Source organism: Nonomuraea sp. PA05 (assembly GCF_008086045.1).
Lineage (GTDB): Bacteria > Actinomycetota > Actinomycetes > Streptosporangiales > Streptosporangiaceae > Nonomuraea > Nonomuraea monospora.
The window spans coordinates 1-16,178 of the sequence record NZ_VSEY01000051.1; the positions used below are offsets into that span (position 1 = coordinate 1).

Annotated in this window: 16 protein-coding genes; 7 read left to right on the forward strand and 9 right to left on the reverse strand. The window is 70.1% G+C overall.

Annotation, left to right across the window (positions count from 1 at the left end; genetic code table 11):
• Positions 1-214: 214 nt before the first annotated feature.
• Positions 215-1,342, reverse strand: coding sequence for a GDP-mannose 4,6-dehydratase (locus tag FXF51_RS51030; protein ID WP_148442090.1), 1,128 nt, complete (start codon positions 1,340-1,342; stop codon positions 215-217).
• Positions 1,343-1,593: 251 nt separating this feature from the next.
• Between FXF51_RS51030 and FXF51_RS51035 the strand changes: the two genes are divergently transcribed.
• From FXF51_RS51035 to FXF51_RS51050, 4 genes are all read left to right on the forward strand, one after another.
• The gene (locus FXF51_RS51035; protein WP_148442091.1) at positions 1,594-2,844 is read left to right on the forward strand and encodes a glycosyltransferase family 4 protein; all 1,251 of its coding nucleotides are present in this window, start codon (positions 1,594-1,596) and stop codon (positions 2,842-2,844) included.
• A 3-nt stretch (positions 2,845-2,847) separates the two neighbouring features.
• Positions 2,848-3,558 carry a class I SAM-dependent methyltransferase gene (locus FXF51_RS51040; RefSeq protein WP_187415023.1) on the forward strand — a complete coding sequence of 237 codons (711 nt, stop codon included), beginning with the start codon at positions 2,848-2,850 and terminating at the stop codon, positions 3,556-3,558.
• On the forward strand, positions 3,555-4,598 hold the full coding sequence (locus tag FXF51_RS51045; RefSeq protein ID WP_148442092.1) for a prenyltransferase: 1,044 nt from the start codon (positions 3,555-3,557) through the stop codon (positions 4,596-4,598). The genes FXF51_RS51040 and FXF51_RS51045 overlap by 4 nt, the downstream gene beginning before the upstream one ends.
• A 118-nt stretch (positions 4,599-4,716) precedes the next feature.
• Entirely contained in the window at positions 4,717-5,724 is a 1,008-nt protein-coding gene (locus tag FXF51_RS51050; RefSeq protein ID WP_262380434.1) for a DUF1702 family protein, read from the forward strand.
• On the opposite strand, the gene FXF51_RS51055 is transcribed toward FXF51_RS51050, so the two are convergent.
• Positions 5,721-6,362 (reverse strand): class I SAM-dependent methyltransferase, encoded by a 642-nt coding sequence (locus FXF51_RS51055; RefSeq protein ID WP_148442094.1) that lies wholly within the window; start codon positions 6,360-6,362, stop codon positions 5,721-5,723. The two genes, FXF51_RS51050 and FXF51_RS51055, sit on opposite strands and share 4 nt — an antisense overlap.
• Before the next feature lie 74 nt (positions 6,363-6,436).
• Between FXF51_RS51055 and FXF51_RS51060 the strand changes: the two genes are divergently transcribed.
• The 3 genes from FXF51_RS51060 to FXF51_RS51070 are packed head-to-tail and all read left to right on the forward strand — an operon-like array spanning position 6,437 to position 8,190.
• The gene (locus FXF51_RS51060) at positions 6,437-6,889 is read left to right on the forward strand and encodes a pyridoxamine 5'-phosphate oxidase family protein (RefSeq protein ID WP_148442095.1); all 453 of its coding nucleotides are present in this window, start codon (positions 6,437-6,439) and stop codon (positions 6,887-6,889) included.
• Entirely contained in the window at positions 6,886-7,077 is a 192-nt protein-coding gene (locus tag FXF51_RS51065) for a ferredoxin (RefSeq protein ID WP_148442096.1), read from the forward strand. The genes FXF51_RS51060 and FXF51_RS51065 overlap by 4 nt, the downstream gene beginning before the upstream one ends.
• A 27-nt stretch (positions 7,078-7,104) precedes the next feature.
• A complete protein-coding gene (locus FXF51_RS51070; protein ID WP_148442097.1) occupies positions 7,105-8,190 on the forward strand; it encodes a Zn-dependent alcohol dehydrogenase in 1,086 nt (361 codons plus the stop codon).
• A gap of 59 nt (positions 8,191-8,249) precedes the next feature.
• On the opposite strand, the gene FXF51_RS51075 is transcribed toward FXF51_RS51070, so the two are convergent.
• The 7 genes from FXF51_RS51075 to FXF51_RS51105 form a co-directional block, all read right to left on the reverse strand.
• A complete protein-coding gene (locus FXF51_RS51075) occupies positions 8,250-9,257 on the reverse strand; it encodes a sugar phosphate isomerase/epimerase family protein (RefSeq protein WP_148442098.1) in 1,008 nt (335 codons plus the stop codon).
• Positions 9,254-10,405 (reverse strand): Gfo/Idh/MocA family protein, encoded by a 1,152-nt coding sequence (locus FXF51_RS51080; RefSeq protein ID WP_148442099.1) that lies wholly within the window; start codon positions 10,403-10,405, stop codon positions 9,254-9,256. The genes FXF51_RS51075 and FXF51_RS51080 overlap by 4 nt, the downstream gene beginning before the upstream one ends.
• Before the next feature lie 17 nt (positions 10,406-10,422).
• Positions 10,423-11,478, reverse strand: coding sequence for an ABC transporter substrate-binding protein (locus tag FXF51_RS51085; RefSeq protein ID WP_148442100.1), 1,056 nt, complete (start codon positions 11,476-11,478; stop codon positions 10,423-10,425).
• Positions 11,475-12,464, reverse strand: a complete 990-nt coding sequence (locus FXF51_RS51090) for an ABC transporter permease (protein WP_148442163.1) — start codon at positions 12,462-12,464, stop codon at positions 11,475-11,477. Before FXF51_RS51090 ends, FXF51_RS51085 begins: the two co-directional genes overlap by 4 nt.
• The gene (locus FXF51_RS51095) at positions 12,464-13,948 is read right to left on the reverse strand and encodes a sugar ABC transporter ATP-binding protein (RefSeq protein ID WP_148442101.1); all 1,485 of its coding nucleotides are present in this window, start codon (positions 13,946-13,948) and stop codon (positions 12,464-12,466) included. The genes FXF51_RS51090 and FXF51_RS51095 overlap by 1 nt, the downstream gene beginning before the upstream one ends.
• 13 nt (positions 13,949-13,961) lie before the next feature.
• Positions 13,962-15,119 carry an ROK family transcriptional regulator gene (locus tag FXF51_RS51100; protein WP_148442102.1) on the reverse strand — a complete coding sequence of 386 codons (1,158 nt, stop codon included), beginning with the start codon at positions 15,117-15,119 and terminating at the stop codon, positions 13,962-13,964.
• Positions 15,120-15,294: 175 nt separating this feature from the next.
• A complete protein-coding gene (locus tag FXF51_RS51105) occupies positions 15,295-16,167 on the reverse strand; it encodes an SDR family oxidoreductase (protein WP_148442103.1) in 873 nt (290 codons plus the stop codon).
• Between the last annotated feature and the right edge of the window lie 11 nt (positions 16,168-16,178).

Sequence of the window (16,178 nt, forward strand, 5' to 3'; positions counted from 1 at the left end):
GGGGGGGGGGGGGGGGGGGGGGGGGGGGGGGGGGGGGGGGGGGGGGGGGGGGGGGGGGGGGGGAGGGGGGCGGGGGGGGGGGGGGGGGGGGGGGGTGGGCGGAGGACAGAACGTGGCAGAGCGCCACAGGAAAGGGACGCGAAAGGCGCCTAACGTCCCCGCCTCAGAGACCAGCCACCCCAGAAGTGACAGGAATCACAGCCAACCCCACCCCTCACGGCCAGGAGCTGTCATCATGCGGATCCCCACCATCAGTGAGCAACCGCAAATCAGCCTCGACCATCATGGCCACCAGCTCATCGAACGAAACCCGAGGCTCCCACCCCAACTGCACCCGAGCCTTCTTGGGATCCGCACAAAGCAGATCCACCTCCGCCGGCCGATGCAACGTCTGGTCCGTGACGACGTACCGCTCCCACTCCAGCCCAGCAGCGCTGAAGGCCGCCTCGACGAGTTCCCTGACCGACTTCATCCGCCCGGTCCCGATCACGTAGTCCTCGGGCTTGGCGGCCTGCAGCATCAGGTGCATCGCCTTCACGTAGTCGCCGGCGAACCCCCAGTCGCGCCGCGCCTCCAGGTTCCCCAGCCGCAGCTCGGTGGCGAGCCCCAGCTTGATGCGGGCCACCCCGAGCGCCACCTTCCTGGTGACGAACTCGGCGCCGCGCCGCGGCGACTCGTGGTTGAACAGGATCCCGGACACCGCGTACATCCCGTACGACTCGCGGTAGTTCTGGGTGAGGAAGTGCCCGTAGGCCTTGGCCACGCCGTACGGGGAGCGCGGGTGGAAGGCGGTGCGCTCGTTCTGGGGGGTCTCGCTGACCTGCCCGAACATCTCGGAGGACGAAGCCTGATAAAAGCGGATCTGTCCGCCCGCGTCAGAAGCGCCGCCCGCGTCAGAAGATCCGCTCGCGCCAGAAGAGCCGCCCGCGTTGGAAGAGCCGCTCGCGTTGGAAGAGCGGCCCGCGCCAGAAGAGCCCGGGGAGACGCCTCGCGACACGCCCGAGCACACCCGGATCGCCTCCAGCATGCGCAGCACGCCCATCCCGGTCACCTCGGCCGTGAGCTCCGCCTGCTCCCACGACATGGGCACGAACGAGATCGCCCCCAGGTTGTACACCTCATCCGGCTGCACCCGCTCGACGGCGGAGATCAGCGACCCCTGGTCCAGCAGATCCCCCCGCACCACGCGGACGTCCGTGAGCAGTTTCCGCATCCGGGACACGCGCGGGTTCGCCTGCCCGCGGGCCAGCCCCCAGACCTCGTACCCCTGCTCCAGCAGGTGCTCCGCGAGATAGGAACCGTCCTGGCCGGTGATGCCGGTGATCAGAGCGCGCCTGGCCAAGGGGTCCTCCAACTATCGCCTGCCCTGTCCCTTTGAGACGGGAATGTACAGCTAAGCACCCCGCAAGGACATCAGGCCACATAGAACACGTTCCACCGAACCACGCTCGGTTACAGCAATGTCGCAGTTCGCACGCCCTGCGACGGACATTGTGAACAATTCCAGCCGACCTACCGAATGGTAGCCTTCTCGGACTAAGGTCATCTTTCACGGTACACGCCCGGCTCCGGGCCCTACCGGCGGAGAAAGGGGTGTCCGTGCGGGAGCGAAGGCTGCGGATCGCGCTTCTGTCCTACCGCAGCAAGCCCACCTGTGGCGGTCAGGGGGTCTACCTCCGCCATCTGAGCCGGGAGCTGATCACGCTCGGGCACCACGTCGAGGTGTTCTCCGGCCAGCCCTACCCCGAGCTGGACGAGGGCGTCATCCTCCGGAAGGTGCCCAGCCTCGACCTCTACCGCGACGAAGACCCGTTCAGAACGCCCAAGCTGCACGAATACCGCGACTGGATCGACTGGCTGGAAGTCGGCACCATGTGGACCGCCGGGTTCCCCGAGCCGCTGACGTTCACGCTGCGGGCCCACCGCGAGCTCAAGAAGCGCGTCGGCGACTTCGACGTCGTGCAGGACAACCAGACCCTCGGGTACGGCCTGCTCGGCATCCAGAAGCTGTTCCCCGTGGTCGGCACCATCCACCACCCGATCAGCGTGGACCGCCGCATCGAGCTGGAGGCCGCCAAGGGCGTCAAGAAGCTCACGATGCGCCGCTGGTACGGCTTCGTGAAGATGCAGTCGCGCGTCGCGCCGAAGCTGAGCCCGATCCTGACCGTCAGCGAGTCGTCGCTGGCCGACATCCACCGCGACTTCAACGTCCCGCAGGCCAACATGCGCCTGATCCCGCTCGGCGTGGACACCCGCTACTTCCACCCGCGGCCTGACAAGCCGCGGCGCAGGGGCTCGATCGTGGCCGTGGCCAGCGCCGACTCCCCCATGAAGGGCGTCGCCACGCTGCTGCGCGCGGTCGCGAAGCTGGCCACCGAGCGCGACGTGAACCTGACCGTCGTCAGCAAGCCCACCCCCGGCGGCCCCACCGAGCAGCTCGTGCAGGAGCTGTCGCTGCAGGACCGGGTGCGTTTCGTGCACGGCATCTCCGACGACGAGCTGGGCGAGCTGATCGCCACCTCGGAGATCTCGGTCGTGCCGTCCCTGTACGAGGGCTTCTCGCTGCCCGCCGTCGAGCACATGGCCTGCGCCACGCCGCTGGTCGCCAGCCGTACGGGCGCGCTGCCCGAGGTCGTCGGCGACGCGGCCGTCCAGGTGCCGCCGGGCGACGCCGAGGAGCTGGCCGCGGTGCTGCGCCGGCTGCACGACTCGCCGGAGGAACGCGAGCGGGTCGGCAAGGCCGGCTACGACCGCGTCATGGAGCGCTACACCTGGCACGTCGTGGCCAAGCGAACCGTCGAGGCGTACCACGAGGCCATCGAGAACCACAAGAGGAGAGGCTGACCAGTGCTGACCGTGGACTTCGCCCGGCTTCCCGTCGGCCCGGGCGTGCGCGTGCTCGACCTGGGCTGCGGCGGCGGCAGGCACGCCTTCGAGGTGCTGCGCCGGGGGGCGGACGTGATCGCGTTCGACATGGACCAGTCCGAGCTGGACGGCGTGTCGAACATGTTCGCGGCCATGGACAAGGCGGGCGAGGTGCCCGACGGCGCCACCGGCGAGACCGTCCAGGGCACCGCGCTGGACATGCCGTTCGAGGACGACAGCTTCGACCGGGTGATCGCTGCGGAGGTGCTGGAGCACATCCCCGACGACATGGCGGCCATGCGCGAGATCTTCCGGGTGCTCAAGCCCGGCGGCACCGCGGCCGTGACCGTGCCGAGCTTCCTGCCCGAGCGCATCTGCTGGGCGCTGGACGAGGACTACCACACCGCTCCCGGCGGCCACGTCCGCATCTACACGCTCGCCGAGCTGTCGGCCAAGCTGAAGTCCATCGGCTTCGTGATCGGCCCCCACCACCACGCTCACGGCCTGCACGCGCCGTACTGGTGGATCAAGTGCGCGGTCGGCGTCAACAACGACGACCACCCGCTCGCCAAGGCGTACCACGAGCTGCTGGTGTGGGACATCATGAAGCGCCCCGCCGCCACCAGGATCGCCGAGGCCGTGCTCAACCCGGTCATCGGCAAGAGCGTGGTCCTGTACGTGCGGAAGCCATGATCTCCCGCGAGGAGGTCGTACGGACGGCCGAGAGCATCGCGGCGATCCAGCAGGACGACGGCGGCGTGCCGTGGCCGGAGGGCCACGTGGACGCCTGGAACCACATCGAGTGCCTCATGGCGATGTCCGTGGCGGGCCTGGCCGAGCCGGTCCGCCGCGGCTACGGCTGGCTGGCCCGCCACCAGCGGGCCGACGGCGCCTGGCCGATGAAGCTCGTGGACGGCGTGCCGACGGAGCCGAACGGCGAGACCAACCACGCCGCCTACATCGCGGTCGGCGTGTGGCACCACCACCTCGTCACCGGCGACCGGCGCTTCACCGAGGAGAGCTGGCCGATGGTCAAGGCCGCGCTCGACTTCGTGGCGGGGCTGCAGACCGAGCGGGGCGAGATCGTCTGGGAGCGCGACGCGCACGGCAGGCCGGGGGCGTACGCGCTGCTGACCGGCTGCTCCTCCATCCACCAGGGGCTGCGCTGCGGCGTGCTGCTCGCCGACCACCTGGGCGACCCGCAGCCGCACTGGGAGCTGGCCGCCGACCGGCTGGCCCACGTGCTGTCGGCGCATCCCGAGGCGTTCGCGGACAAGAGCCGCTTCTCCATGGACTGGTACTACCCGGTGCTGGGCGGGGCGGTGCGCGGGGCGCAGGCGTTGGAGCTGCTGGAGCGCGAGTGGCCGACGTTCGTGGTACCGGGTCTCGGCATCCGGTGCGTCTCCGACCAGCCGTGGGTGACGGGGGCGGAGACGTGCGAGCTGGTGCTGGCGCTCGACGCGCTGGGCGACGGCGAGCGGGCGCGCGCGCTCTTCGCCGACATGCAGCACCTGCGGCACGAGGACGGCTCGTACTGGACGGGCTGGCAGTTCGTCAACCGCAAGCACTATCCGCACGAGCGTTCCGGCTACACCGCCGCCGCGGTCGTCCTGGCGGCCGACGCGCTGCTCGGGCTCTCGCCGGGTGGCGGGCTGTTTCGTGACATCGACGGAACCGCGGTGTTCGATCCGGAGGTGTGCGGGTGCGCGGCCGTGCACACTGAGGGCCTCTGAGAGGCCCGTACAACCGCTTTTGCGGGTTCTTTGCCCGTACGGGCCGGTGCGCCGCCGATGGGTCGCTCAGCGGGCTTACTAGCTTCTGAGTGACGTACGAGGCGTCTTCGGGGGAAGCGTGGGCGACACGGGCACACCATCGTTCTTGGACCAGGTCAGGACCGACCCGACACCGGAGCCTGCACTGTCCGGGGCCAGGGGGCTGCGGCGGTTCCTGGCCAAGGATCCGCTGGAGTCCGATCTGGGCCGGCGCCGATTCCGGCACAGGGGCGGAGCCTCGCGGACGGTCTTCATGAAGTCCGAGCGATCGTACGTCTTCGGTTACAACGCGGTGATGTCACGAGAAGTCGAGAAGGTCGAGGCGATCCCGGACGAGCAGCGTCCCTTCGCCTACGAGGGGGCCGCGGCCGCCTGCACGACGCTCGACCTGCTCACCCTGACCCGGGGCCGGCGCCTTCACGAGCTACTGGCCGGCCCCGCCCAACATCACCGCCACGCCGCCTACCTGGGCGCGGGCCGCGCGTACGCGCTGCTGCGGCTGCGCCCGGTGTGGGGCGCGCGGCGGGCGCACCCGCTGCTGCGGTGGCTGGCCGTGGACGGGTTCGGCTTCCAGTGGAGCCTGTCCAGGGCCGATCGCATGGTGGGCGAGCGCACCATGCCCGACCTGCTCACCAGGGCGCACTGCGCGCTGTTCGACCAGGGGCTGGGGCGGCTGCTCTGGTACCACGAGGGTGGCGCGCCCGACGACGTCTCCGCCAGGATCGGCGGCTTTCCCATCCCGCGGCGGGCCGACCTGTGGAGCGGGGTGGGGTTCGCGGCGGCGTACACGGGCGGCGCCGAGGCGGACGAGCTGTGGTGGCTGACCGAGCGGGCGGGCGCCGACGGCTTCCGCGCGTACCTGGCGCAGGGGTGCGCCTTCGCGCTGGCGGCGCGCCTGCGCTCGGGCGAGCTACCCGGCCACGCGGCGCAGGCGGCGCCGATCCTGGCGGGCGCCGGCGCGGAGGAGGCGGCCTCGTGGACCGACCGGGCGCTGATCGCGCTCGGCCACGAGGCGCACACGCACGAGGACTTCCAGAGCTGGCAGTCGCAGACCCGCCGCTCCTGGACCCGCCGCCACCGCTACTAGACGCCCGGCCCGACCCGCTCCAGGACGCGCAGCGAGCCGGCGACCGCCACCTCCTCGAACGCGCCGGACTCCAGCGCCCGCCGGTAGACCCGGTACGGCGCCTGCCCGCCGTGCGCCGGGTCGGGGAAGACGTCGTGGAAGACCAGCGCCCCGCCCGTCGTCACGTGCGGCGCCCAGCCCTCGTAGTCGCGGGTCACGGGCTCCTCGGAGTGGCCGCCGTCGATGAACAGCATGCCCAGCGGCGAGTTCCACAGCTCGGCGACCCGTTCCGACCTGCCGACGATGGCGATCACCTCCTCCTCCAGCCCGGCGTAGGCGATCGTGGCCCGGAAGGTCGGCAGCGAGTCCATCTTGCCGAACCGGGGATCGACCAGGGTCGGGTCGTGGTGCGCCCAGCCGGGCTGGATCTCCTCGGAGCCCCGGTGGTGGTCCACCGTGACGACCACCGACCCGCTCTGGCGGGCGGCGGCGCCGAGGTAGATGGCCGACTTGCCGCAGTAGGTGCCGATCTCGCAGATGGGACCGAGCTTGCCGTACCGGCAGGCCGTCTCGTACAGGGCCAGCCCCTCTTCTGGAGGCATGAACCCCTTGGCGTGTCTCGCCGCGTGAAGCAGCGCTGACGGCATCGTCATAGGCATGCACCCTAGCCGAACCGAATAACATTCCAACCGACTCTTGCAGGGCCGTTCTGCAACCTGTTCTACTTGGCAGCGTGAATCAGCGCGCTCGCATCGCCATGTCGGACGACGAGGTCACCGCCTTCCTGGAGGGCTCGCGCAAGCTGCAGCTCGCGACCATCAACGCGGACGGCACCCCGCACCTCGTGACCATGTTCTACGGCCTCGACGAGGGCCGGATCGCCTTCTGGACCTACGCCAAGGCGCAGAAGACCCGCAACCTGGGCCGCGACCCCCGGGTGAGCTGTCTCGTGGAGGCCGGCGACGACTACAACGAGCTGCGCGGCGTCCTGGTGTACGGCAAGGCCGTGCAGGTGGACGACCGCGACCGGGTCATCGCCGTCGGCCTGGCGATCGCCCGCCGGATGACCCCGGGCGTATCCGACGACCTGCTGCTCCCGTATGTGGAGAAAACAGGGCGCAAGCGGGTTGCGTACGTCGTCGAGCGCACGAAAGTGGTCTCATGGGACCACAGGAGGCTCACATGAAGGTCAAGGTGGACGAGCTGGTCTGCGAGGCCAACGCCGTGTGCATGGGGCTCGCGCCGGAAGTGTTCGAGGTGGACGACGACGACCAGCTTCACATCCTGCTGCCGGAACCACCCCCAGACATGCAGGACCGCGTCCGCCACGCGGTCAGGTCCTGCCCGAAAGCCGCTCTGTCCCTCGAGGAATAGCCCGCAGGCAACGAGGAGGAACCCCCAATGCGCGCCGCGATCCTGCACGCCGTAGGCAACGACAAGCTCGACATCCGCGACGACGTCACCCTGGCCCCCGTCGGCCCGGCCGACGTGCGCGTCCGGATCAGGGCGACGGGCGTCTGCCACTCCGACCTGTCGGCCATGACCGGCGTGCTGCCCCAGCCCGTGCCGCTCATCCTGGGCCACGAGGGCGCGGGTGAGGTGGTCGAGGTGGGCGAGCACGTCACGTCCGTGAAACCGGGCGACCACGTCGTGATCAGCTGGCGCCCGGCCTGCCAGGAGTGCGAGCTGTGCGTGGGCGGCCAGCCGTTCCTGTGCATGAAGTACGTCATCGAGTCCTTCAGCAAGGGCAACTTCCGGCTCGGCGACGGGACGACGGTGTTCGGCATGGCCGGGTGCGGCACCTGGGCCGAGGAGATCGTCGTGCCGTGGCAGGGCGCGATCAAGATCGACGAGGACGTGTCGTGGGAGGCGGCGGCCCTGATCGGCTGCGGCATCACGACCGGCGTCGGCGCCGCGCTCAACACGGCGAAGGTGCGCCCGGGCTCCACCGTCGCGGTGGTCGGCTGCGGCGGCGTCGGCCTGTCCGTCATCCAGGGCGCCCGTGTCTCCGGCGCCAGGACGATCCTCGCGGTGGACCCGCTGGAGTCCAAGCACGAGCTGGCCAGGAAGGTCGGCGCGACCCACGCGGTCACCCCCGACCAGGCCGCCGACGCGCTGAACGAGCTCACGGGCGGCGGCGGCTTCGACTACGCCTTCGAGGTGGTCGGCAAGTCGGCCACGATCCAGAACACCTGGAAGCTGGCCCGCCAGGGCGGCGACGTCATCATCGTCGGCGCGGGCGCGATGGACGACATGGTCTCCATCTCCGCCTTCAGCCTGCTCTTCGAGGGCAAGAACCTGCTGTCCAGCCTGTACGGCGAGGCGGACGTCCGGCACGACTTCCCCTACTTCGCCAAGCTGCACAAGACCGGCCTGCTCGACCTGGAGTCGATGATCAGCGCCCGCATCCGCCTGACCGACCTGAACGACGCCGTGGCGGCGCTCAAGGGCGGCGAGGTGCTGCGCCAGATCGTCCTCATGGACTGACGCACTGGACTGACGTACGAAGGCGGGGCCGCCCCCGGGGGACGGCCCCGCACAAGGTCTTACTCGGTGGAGAAGGCGGCGTCGAAGGACGTCGCCGGCGGGGTGATGGAGTTGAGCTTGCGGATGTAGCCCAGCGCCTCCTTCGCCCCGTCGAGCCGGTCCATCCCGGCGTCCTCCCACTCGATCGAGATCGGCCCCTCGTACCCGATGGAGTTGAGCGCGCGGAAGCAGTCCTCCCACGGCACGTCGCCGCGGCCGGTGGAGACGAAGTCCCAGCCCCTGCGCATGTCGGCCCACGGCAGGTGCGACGACAGGCGGCCCTTGCGCCCGTCGCCGACCCGCATCCGCGTGTCCTTGCAGTCCACGTGGTAGATGCGGTCCTTGAAGTCGAGGATGAACCCGACCGGGTCGAGGTCCTGCCACACCATGTGGGACGGGTCCCAGTTCAGGCCGAACGCGGGCCGGTGGCCGATGGCCTCCAGGGTGCGCACGGTGGTGTGGTAGTCGTAGGCGATCTCGCTCGGGTGCACCTCGTGGGCGAAGCGCACACCCACCTCGTCGAAGACGTCGAGGATGGGGTTCCAGCGGTCGGCGAAGTCCTGGTAGCCGGCCTCCACCATGCTGGCGGGCACCGGCGGGAACATCGCGACCGCGTGCCAGATCGACGAGCCCGTGAAGCCCACCACCGTGTCCACGCCGAGCAGCGCGGCGGCGCGGGCGGTGTTCTTCATGTCCTCGGCCGCGGCCTGGCGCACCGACTCGGGGTCGCCGTTGCCCCAGACGCGCGCCGGGAGGATGGCCTTGTGGCGCTCGTCGATGGGGTGGTCGCAGATCGCCTGGCCGACGAGGTGGTTGGAGATCGTCCACACCTTCAGGCCGTGCTTGTCGAGCTGGGCGCGCTTCTGCTCCACGTACGAGGGGTCCGCCACGGCCTGGGCCACGTCGAAGTGGTCGCCCGAGCAGGCGATCTCCAGGCCGTCGTAGCCCCATTCCGAGGCCAGCCTGCACACCTCCTCGAACGGCAGATCGGCCCACTGTCCGGTGAACAGCGTGACTGGTCGCATCAGTCCTCCACGTTCGTGTAGCGGCTGCCCTCAGCCGCGCTGCGCTCGACCGCCTCCAGCACCCGCTGCACCCGCAGCCCGTCGGCGAACGACGGCGACGGATCGGCGCCGGTGGCGACCGCCTCCAGGAAGTCCTTGATCTCGTGGGTGAAGGTGTGCTCGTAGCCGAGGCCGTGGCCGGGCGGCCACCAGGCGCCGACATACGGGTGGTCGGGCTCGGTGACCAGGATGCGCTCGAAGCCGCCGCCGCCGGCGCTGAGCCACAGCTCGTTCATGGCCTCGAAGTCGAAGGCGAGGCTGCCGAGCGAGCCGTTGATCTCGATGCGCATGGCGTTCTTGCGCCCGTTGGCGAAGCGGGTGGCCTCGAACGAGGCCAGCGCGCCGCCCGACATCCGGCCGATGAACAGGGCCGCGTCGTCCACCGTCACCTCACCCCTGGCGGTGGAGCCGGTCGCGCCGAGGCCGGCCGACTCGGTCGCCAGCGGGCGTTCCTTGATGAACGTCTCGGTCAGCGCCGACACGCCCACCACGTTCTGCCCGGTGACGAACTGGGCGGCGTCGACGATGTGCGCGCCGATGTCGCCGAGGGCCCCTGAGCCCGCCTTGTCCTTCTGCAGCCGCCAGACCAGCGGGAACTCGGGGTCGACGATCCAGTCTTGCAGGTACTGTGCCCGCACGTGCCTGATCTCGCCGAGCCGGCCCTCCTCGACGTACCGGCGGGCGAGCGCGATCGCGGGCACCCGCCGGTAGTTGAAGGCCACCATGCTCTTGCCCTGCGCGGCGGCGGCCGCCGCCACCATGGCCTCGGCCTCGGCGACGGTGTTGGCAAGCGGTTTCTCGCAGATCACGTGCTTGCCGGCCTGCAACGCGGCGATGGCGATCTCCGCGTGGGAGTCACCGGGCGTGCAGATGTCGACGATCTGCACGTCGTCGCGCTTGACCAGCTCTCTCCAGTCCGTCTCGATGTCGGCCCAGCCGAGTTGCGCCGCGGCGGCCTCGGTGCGCTCCTTGGACCGGCCCGCCAGCACCGCCATGCGCGGCGCCAGCGGCAGGTCGAAGAACGCCCCGACGCTGCGCCAGGCCTGGGAGTGGACGCGGCCCATGAAGGCGTAGCCGACCATGCCCACGCCGATGGTGGTTCTGTCTGACATGCAACCCCCGATCAGGATCAGGATTCGAAGCCGAGTGACAGGTACTGCTCGACGTTATCCTTGGTGATGGTCTCGGACGCGAGCGTGATGGACTGCGGAACCTGCCGTTCCACCAAATCACTCATGCCCTTCGACTGTGCTACCAGACGCGCCAGCTTGATCGCTGAGGAGGCCATGGTCGGCGAGTAGGTGACGGTGGCCTTGAGCACCGAGGTGCCCGACTGGATCTCCTTCATCGCGTTCAGCGACCCTGCGCCGCCGACCATGATGAACTCGTTGCGGTTGGCTTCCTTGATCGCGGCCAGCACGCCGACGCCCTGGTCGTCGTCGTGGTTCCACAGCGCGTCGATCTTCTTGTGCGCCTGGAGCAGCGAGGTGGCGACCTCGTTGCCCGTCTCGACGGTGAACTGGGCGTCCTGCTGCGCCGTGACCTTGAACCCGTAGACCTTGAGCGCGTCGGCGAAGCCCTTGCTGCGGTCCTGCGTCAGCGGCAGCGTGGCGATGCCCTGGATCTCGACGATCACCGGGTTGGCCACGCCCTTGGCCTTGAGGTCCTTGCCGATGTAGTGGCCGGCCGCGACGCCCATGCCGTAGTTGTCGCCGCCCACCCAGGTGCGGTAGGCGAGCTTGTCGGGGAAGATCCGGTCCAGGTTGATGACCGGGATGCCCGCCTCGGTGGCCTGCAACGCGACCTGGTTGAGCTGCTGGCCGTCGTTGGGCAGGATGACCAGCGCGTTCACCTTGGCCGCGATCAGCGACTCGACGGCGGAGATCTGCTGGTTGATGTCGTTGGTCGGCTCGACCGGCTTGAACTCGATGTCGGGGTACTGCTTCGCGGTGGCCTCGGCGTTCTTGGCGATGGCCGCGATCCAGCCGTGGTCGGCCGCCGGCGCGGAGAAGCCGATCACCACCTTCGTGCCGGGCTGGTCGTTGCCGCTGGCCGCCGGAGCGGGCGCGGGCGCGGCACTGGTGGGGCTCGCCGCGGGCTCGTTGCTGGTGCAGCCCGCCGCTAACAGCGCGGCTCCGCCGAGTCCGCCGATGAGGAATCCCCGGCGCGCGACGTTGTCACTCATGGTGCTCTCTCCTTCAGATTCCGCCGCTGGAGAAGGACGGCGACGACGATGATCAGGCCCTTGGCGATCAGCTGGTCGCTGGTGTTGAGCCCGTTGAGGATGAACAGGTTGGTGATGAGGGTGAAGATCAGCAGGCCCAGGATGGAGCCCACGATGGTGCCCCGGCCCCCGGTGAGCAGCGTGCCGCCGATGATCACGGCGGCGATGGCGTCGAGCTCGTACAGGTCGCCGTGGGTGGAGGAGCCCGTGGTGGTGCGAGCCATGATCAGGATGGCCGCGATGCCGCAGCACAGGCCCGACAGCGCGTACAGCAGCATCGTGTGCCTGCGTACGTCGATGCCTGCCAGGCGGGCCGCCTCGGGGTTGCCGCCCACCGCGTACGTGCGCCGCCCGAACGTCGTGCGGTTGAGCACGATCCAGCCCAGCACGACGACCAGCGCGAAGATGTAGACCAGCAGCGGGATGCCGAGCCACCGGGTGGTCGAGAGCTCCACGATCGCGGAGTTCTCCGCCTGGATGAGCTGGGTCTTGCGGTCCGACATGCGCTGCGCGAGCCCTCGTGCGGCCACCAGCATGGCCAGCGTGGCGATGAACGGCACCATCCGCCCGTAGGCGATCAGTAATCCGTTGACCAGCCCCGCTCCGGTGCCGACGAGGAGCGCGCAGACGGCCATCACGACCGGCCCGTACGACTGCGTCGCCAGTGTGGTGGCCCACACGCTGGCCAGCGCCATGATCGCGCCGACCGACAGGTCGATGCCGCCTCCGATGATCACGAACGTCATGCCGACCGTGATGACGCCGATCGTGGCCGCCAGCGACAGGATGCTCACCAGGTTGGACGCCGTGAGGAAGTTGTCCGGCCTGGTCACCAGGCCGACGACGACCAGCAGCGCCAGCGCGCCGACCAGGCCGAGGTGCCGCATCTCGCTGACGCCGCGGATCGACGGCAGCGCCGGTGCGGCCTTCGTCGTGGGTCCCCCCATCACGCCGCCCTCCCATTCATGATCATGTCCAGTACGCGGTGCTCGTCCAGCTCGGCCGCCTCCCCCTCGTGAATGACGGACCCCTCGCGCAGCACCAGCACCCGATCGGCGAGGCCGAGCACCTCGGGCACCTCGCTGGAGACCAGCAGCACGCCGATGCCCTGCTCGGCCAGGTCGTGGATGACCGCGTACAGCTCGGCCCTGGCGCCCACGTCCACGCCGCGGGTCGGCTCGTCGAGCAGCAGCAGCTTGCGCCCGCCGAGCAGCCAGCGGGCGAGCACGGCCTTCTGCTGGTTGCCGCCCGACAGGGTCCTGATCGGGCGTTCCGGGTCGGGTGGGCGGATGTCCAGCATCTCCGACAGCCGCTTGGCCTCGGTCCGCTCCCGCTTGCGGTCGAGCCAGCCGAACCTGGCGAAGCCCGGCAGGCTGCCCAGCGTGATGTTGGCGGTGACGCTCTGGTCGAGGAGCAGGGCCTGAGCCTTGCGTTCCTCGGGGGCCAGGCCCATGCCGTTCCTGACGGTGCCGACCACGCCGCGGCGCACCTGGCGGCCGTCCAGCAGCACCTTGCCGCTCGCGGAGCGGGCGCCGTAGACGGCCTCCAGGATCTCCGAGCGGCCCGAGCCGACGAGCCCGGCCAGGCCGACGATCTCGCCCGCCCGCACGGAGAACGAGACGTCCTTGAAGACCCCCGGCGAGGTCAGGGCCTCGACGCGGAGCACCTCCTCGCCGAGCTTGCGCCCGCCCCTGGGCGGGAAGACGTACTCGACGTTGCGGCCCGTCATGAGCGAAACGATTTGCGTCGTCGGCGTGTCACGGGCGGGCAGGCCGACCGCGACCGTGCGGCCGTCCTTGAGCACCGTGACGCGGTCGCCGATCTCGCGGATCTCCTCCAGGCGGTGGGAGATGTAGACGACGGCCACGCCCTGTGCGGTCAGCTCGCGGATGATGCGGAAGAGGTTGGCCACCTCGTCGTGGGCGAGCGCGGCCGAGGGCTCGTCCATGATGATCAGGCGCGCCTCGTGGGAGAGCGCGCGAGCCATCGAGACGACCTGCTTGGCCGCCGGGGACAGCCGCCCCACCTCGGTCGAGGGGCGGATCTCCGGGTGGCCCAGGCGCTCCAGCACCTCGCGGGTGGCGCGCCGGCCCGCGGCCCTGTTCACGAAGCCGAGGCGGGCGTGCTCGTGGCCGAGAAAGATGTTCTCGGCCACGCTGAGCCCGTCGACCAGGTCGAGCTCCTGGTAGATGGTGGCGAAGCCGAGCTTGATGGCGTCGATGGGGCTGCCGGGGCGCACCTCCGTACCGTTGAACGAGATCGTGCCCTCGTCCGGCTGGTGCACTCCGGCCAGCACTTTGATCAAAGTGGATTTGCCGGCGCCGTTCTGGCCGAGCAGGCAGTGCACCTCGCCCGCCTTGACGTCCAGATCGACCCCGTCCAGCGCGCGCACGCCGGGGAACTGTTTGACGATGCCCTTCATGACCAGCATCGGGAGGTCCCTTTCAGGCGTTGACGATGCGGTTGATGTTGTCGGGTGACAGGTAGTGCTCGATGGCGAGGATCCCCGCGCCGAGTGCGGCGGCGTTGATCCCCGTACGACTGGGGGTGATGGACAGGTGGTGCGTGGCCAGCGGGAGCGACCTGCGGTAGACCGTCTCCCTGATGCCGGCCAGCAGGTGCTCGTGCACCCGTGACAGCGCGCCGCCGATCACGATGACCTCGGGGTTGAAGAAGTTGACCAGGCTCGCCAGCACCTCGCCGATGAGCCGGCCCGCCTCCCTGACCAGGCGCAGCGCCTGGGTGTTGCCCGACTGGACGAGCGCCACCACGTCGGCGCCGGTCTCGGCCGCCAGGCCCAGCTCGGTCAGCCGCCGCGCGATGGCGGCGCCGCCGGCCACGGCCTCCAGGCAGGCGCTGTTGCCGCACCGGCAGCCGGCGTCCTCATGGCCGCTGACCCTGATGTGCCCGATGTCGCCGGCCGAGCCCTGCGCGCCCCTGTGCAGCTTGCCCTCGGCCATGATGCCGCAGCCGATGCCGGTGCCGACCTTGACGAACAGCAGGTGCCTGGTGTCGGCGAAGGCGCCCCGGTGCTCGCCCAGCGCCATCACGTTGACGTCGTTGTCCACCAGGACCTCGACGCCCTCGAAGTACTCGGGGACGGGGTAGTCGTTCCAGCCGGGCATGATCGGCGGGTTGTTCGGCCGTCCGGTGGCGAACTCCACCGGCCCCGGCACGCCGATCCCGATGGCCCGCAGGGCGCCGCGAGGCCGCCCCGCCTGGCCGAGCAACCGGTCGAGCCGCTGGTCCACGTGGGCGAGCACCTTCTCCGGGCCCTCACCGATCAGCAGCCCGTCCTCGCACTCGGCCAGCACGTCGCCCGAGATGTCCATGAGGACGACCCGGCAGTGGGTGGCGCCCAGGTCCACGCCCGCGAAGGCGTGGTCCTCGGTGTGCAGGCGGAGCTGGCGCGGTGGGCGCCCGCCGGTGGACTCGCCGCTCTCGGTCTCCTCGACGAGGCCGCGCTCGATCAGCGCGTCCACGCGCTGGGAGATCGTGGATCTGGCCAGGCCGGTGAGCCTCGCCAGATCGGAACGGGTCGTCGCGGAGCCCGCGCTGATCAGCGTCAGCACGTCGCCGGCGGAGCCCGGCTGGGGGGTCATGCCGCGACAATAAGATCACCGAAGAGGCAAATCAAGAGTGAGGATCGACCAAACTCCCCCAACTTCCGCCGAAGATCGAACAAAGCCCGCTTATTACCCCATTTGTCCTAGAACGCGAAAGCGCCGGCCCCCTTCACCCGGGGACCGGCGCGTCACCTTCCGCCGTCCAGGCCGACTAGAGCATGTTCTTCATGGAGTCGGCAGCCGTCAGCACGTACGGCTGCTCGGTCATCACCGACCCCCAGTTCTCCGCGATCGCCTCGGGCGTCAGGTCGTCGGTCTTCCATCCAGGCCCCTCGGCCACGAACACCCGCGCCACCTTGCCGCCCCCGACCGTGAACACCTCGCCGGTGGCCTCGCACGACTCGTGCACGAGGTAGGCGACCAGCGCGCTGACCCGCTCCGGCGTGAACTTGGCCTCGAACTCGGCCGGCAGCAGCGCCTCGGTCATCCTGGTCCAGGCGACGGGCGCGATGGCGTTGGCCTTGATGCCGTTGCGCGCGCCCTCGATGCCGAGCGTCTTGGTCAGGCCGACCAGGCCCATCTTGGCGGTGGAGTAGTTGGCCTGGCCGAAGTTGCCGAACAGGCCGGCGGGGCTGGAGGTGTTGACGATCCGGCCGTAGCCGGCCGCCTTCATCAGCGGGTAGGCGGCCTGGCTGACGAGGTAGGAGCCGCGTACGTGCACGGCCAGCACCGCGTCGAACTCCTCGACCGTCATCTTGCCGAACGACTTGTCGCGCAGGATGCCGGCGTTGTTGACGACGATGTCGACCCTGCCGAACGCGTCCGCGGCGGCCTGCACGACGGCCTTGGCGCCCTCGGGGGTGGCGATGTTGTCGGCGTTGGCCACGGCCTGGCCGCCGTTCTTGACGATGAGGTCGGCCACCTCGGCCGCCGGGCCCGCCGAGGCGCCCGTGCCGTCGAGCGCGCCGCCGAGGTCGTTGACGACGACCTTGGCGCCCCGTTCGGCCAGCAGGAGCGCGTGCGATCTGCCGAGGCCGTGCCCGGCCCCCGTGATGATCGCGACCCTGTCATCGAACCGAAGCATCGAACCTCCCA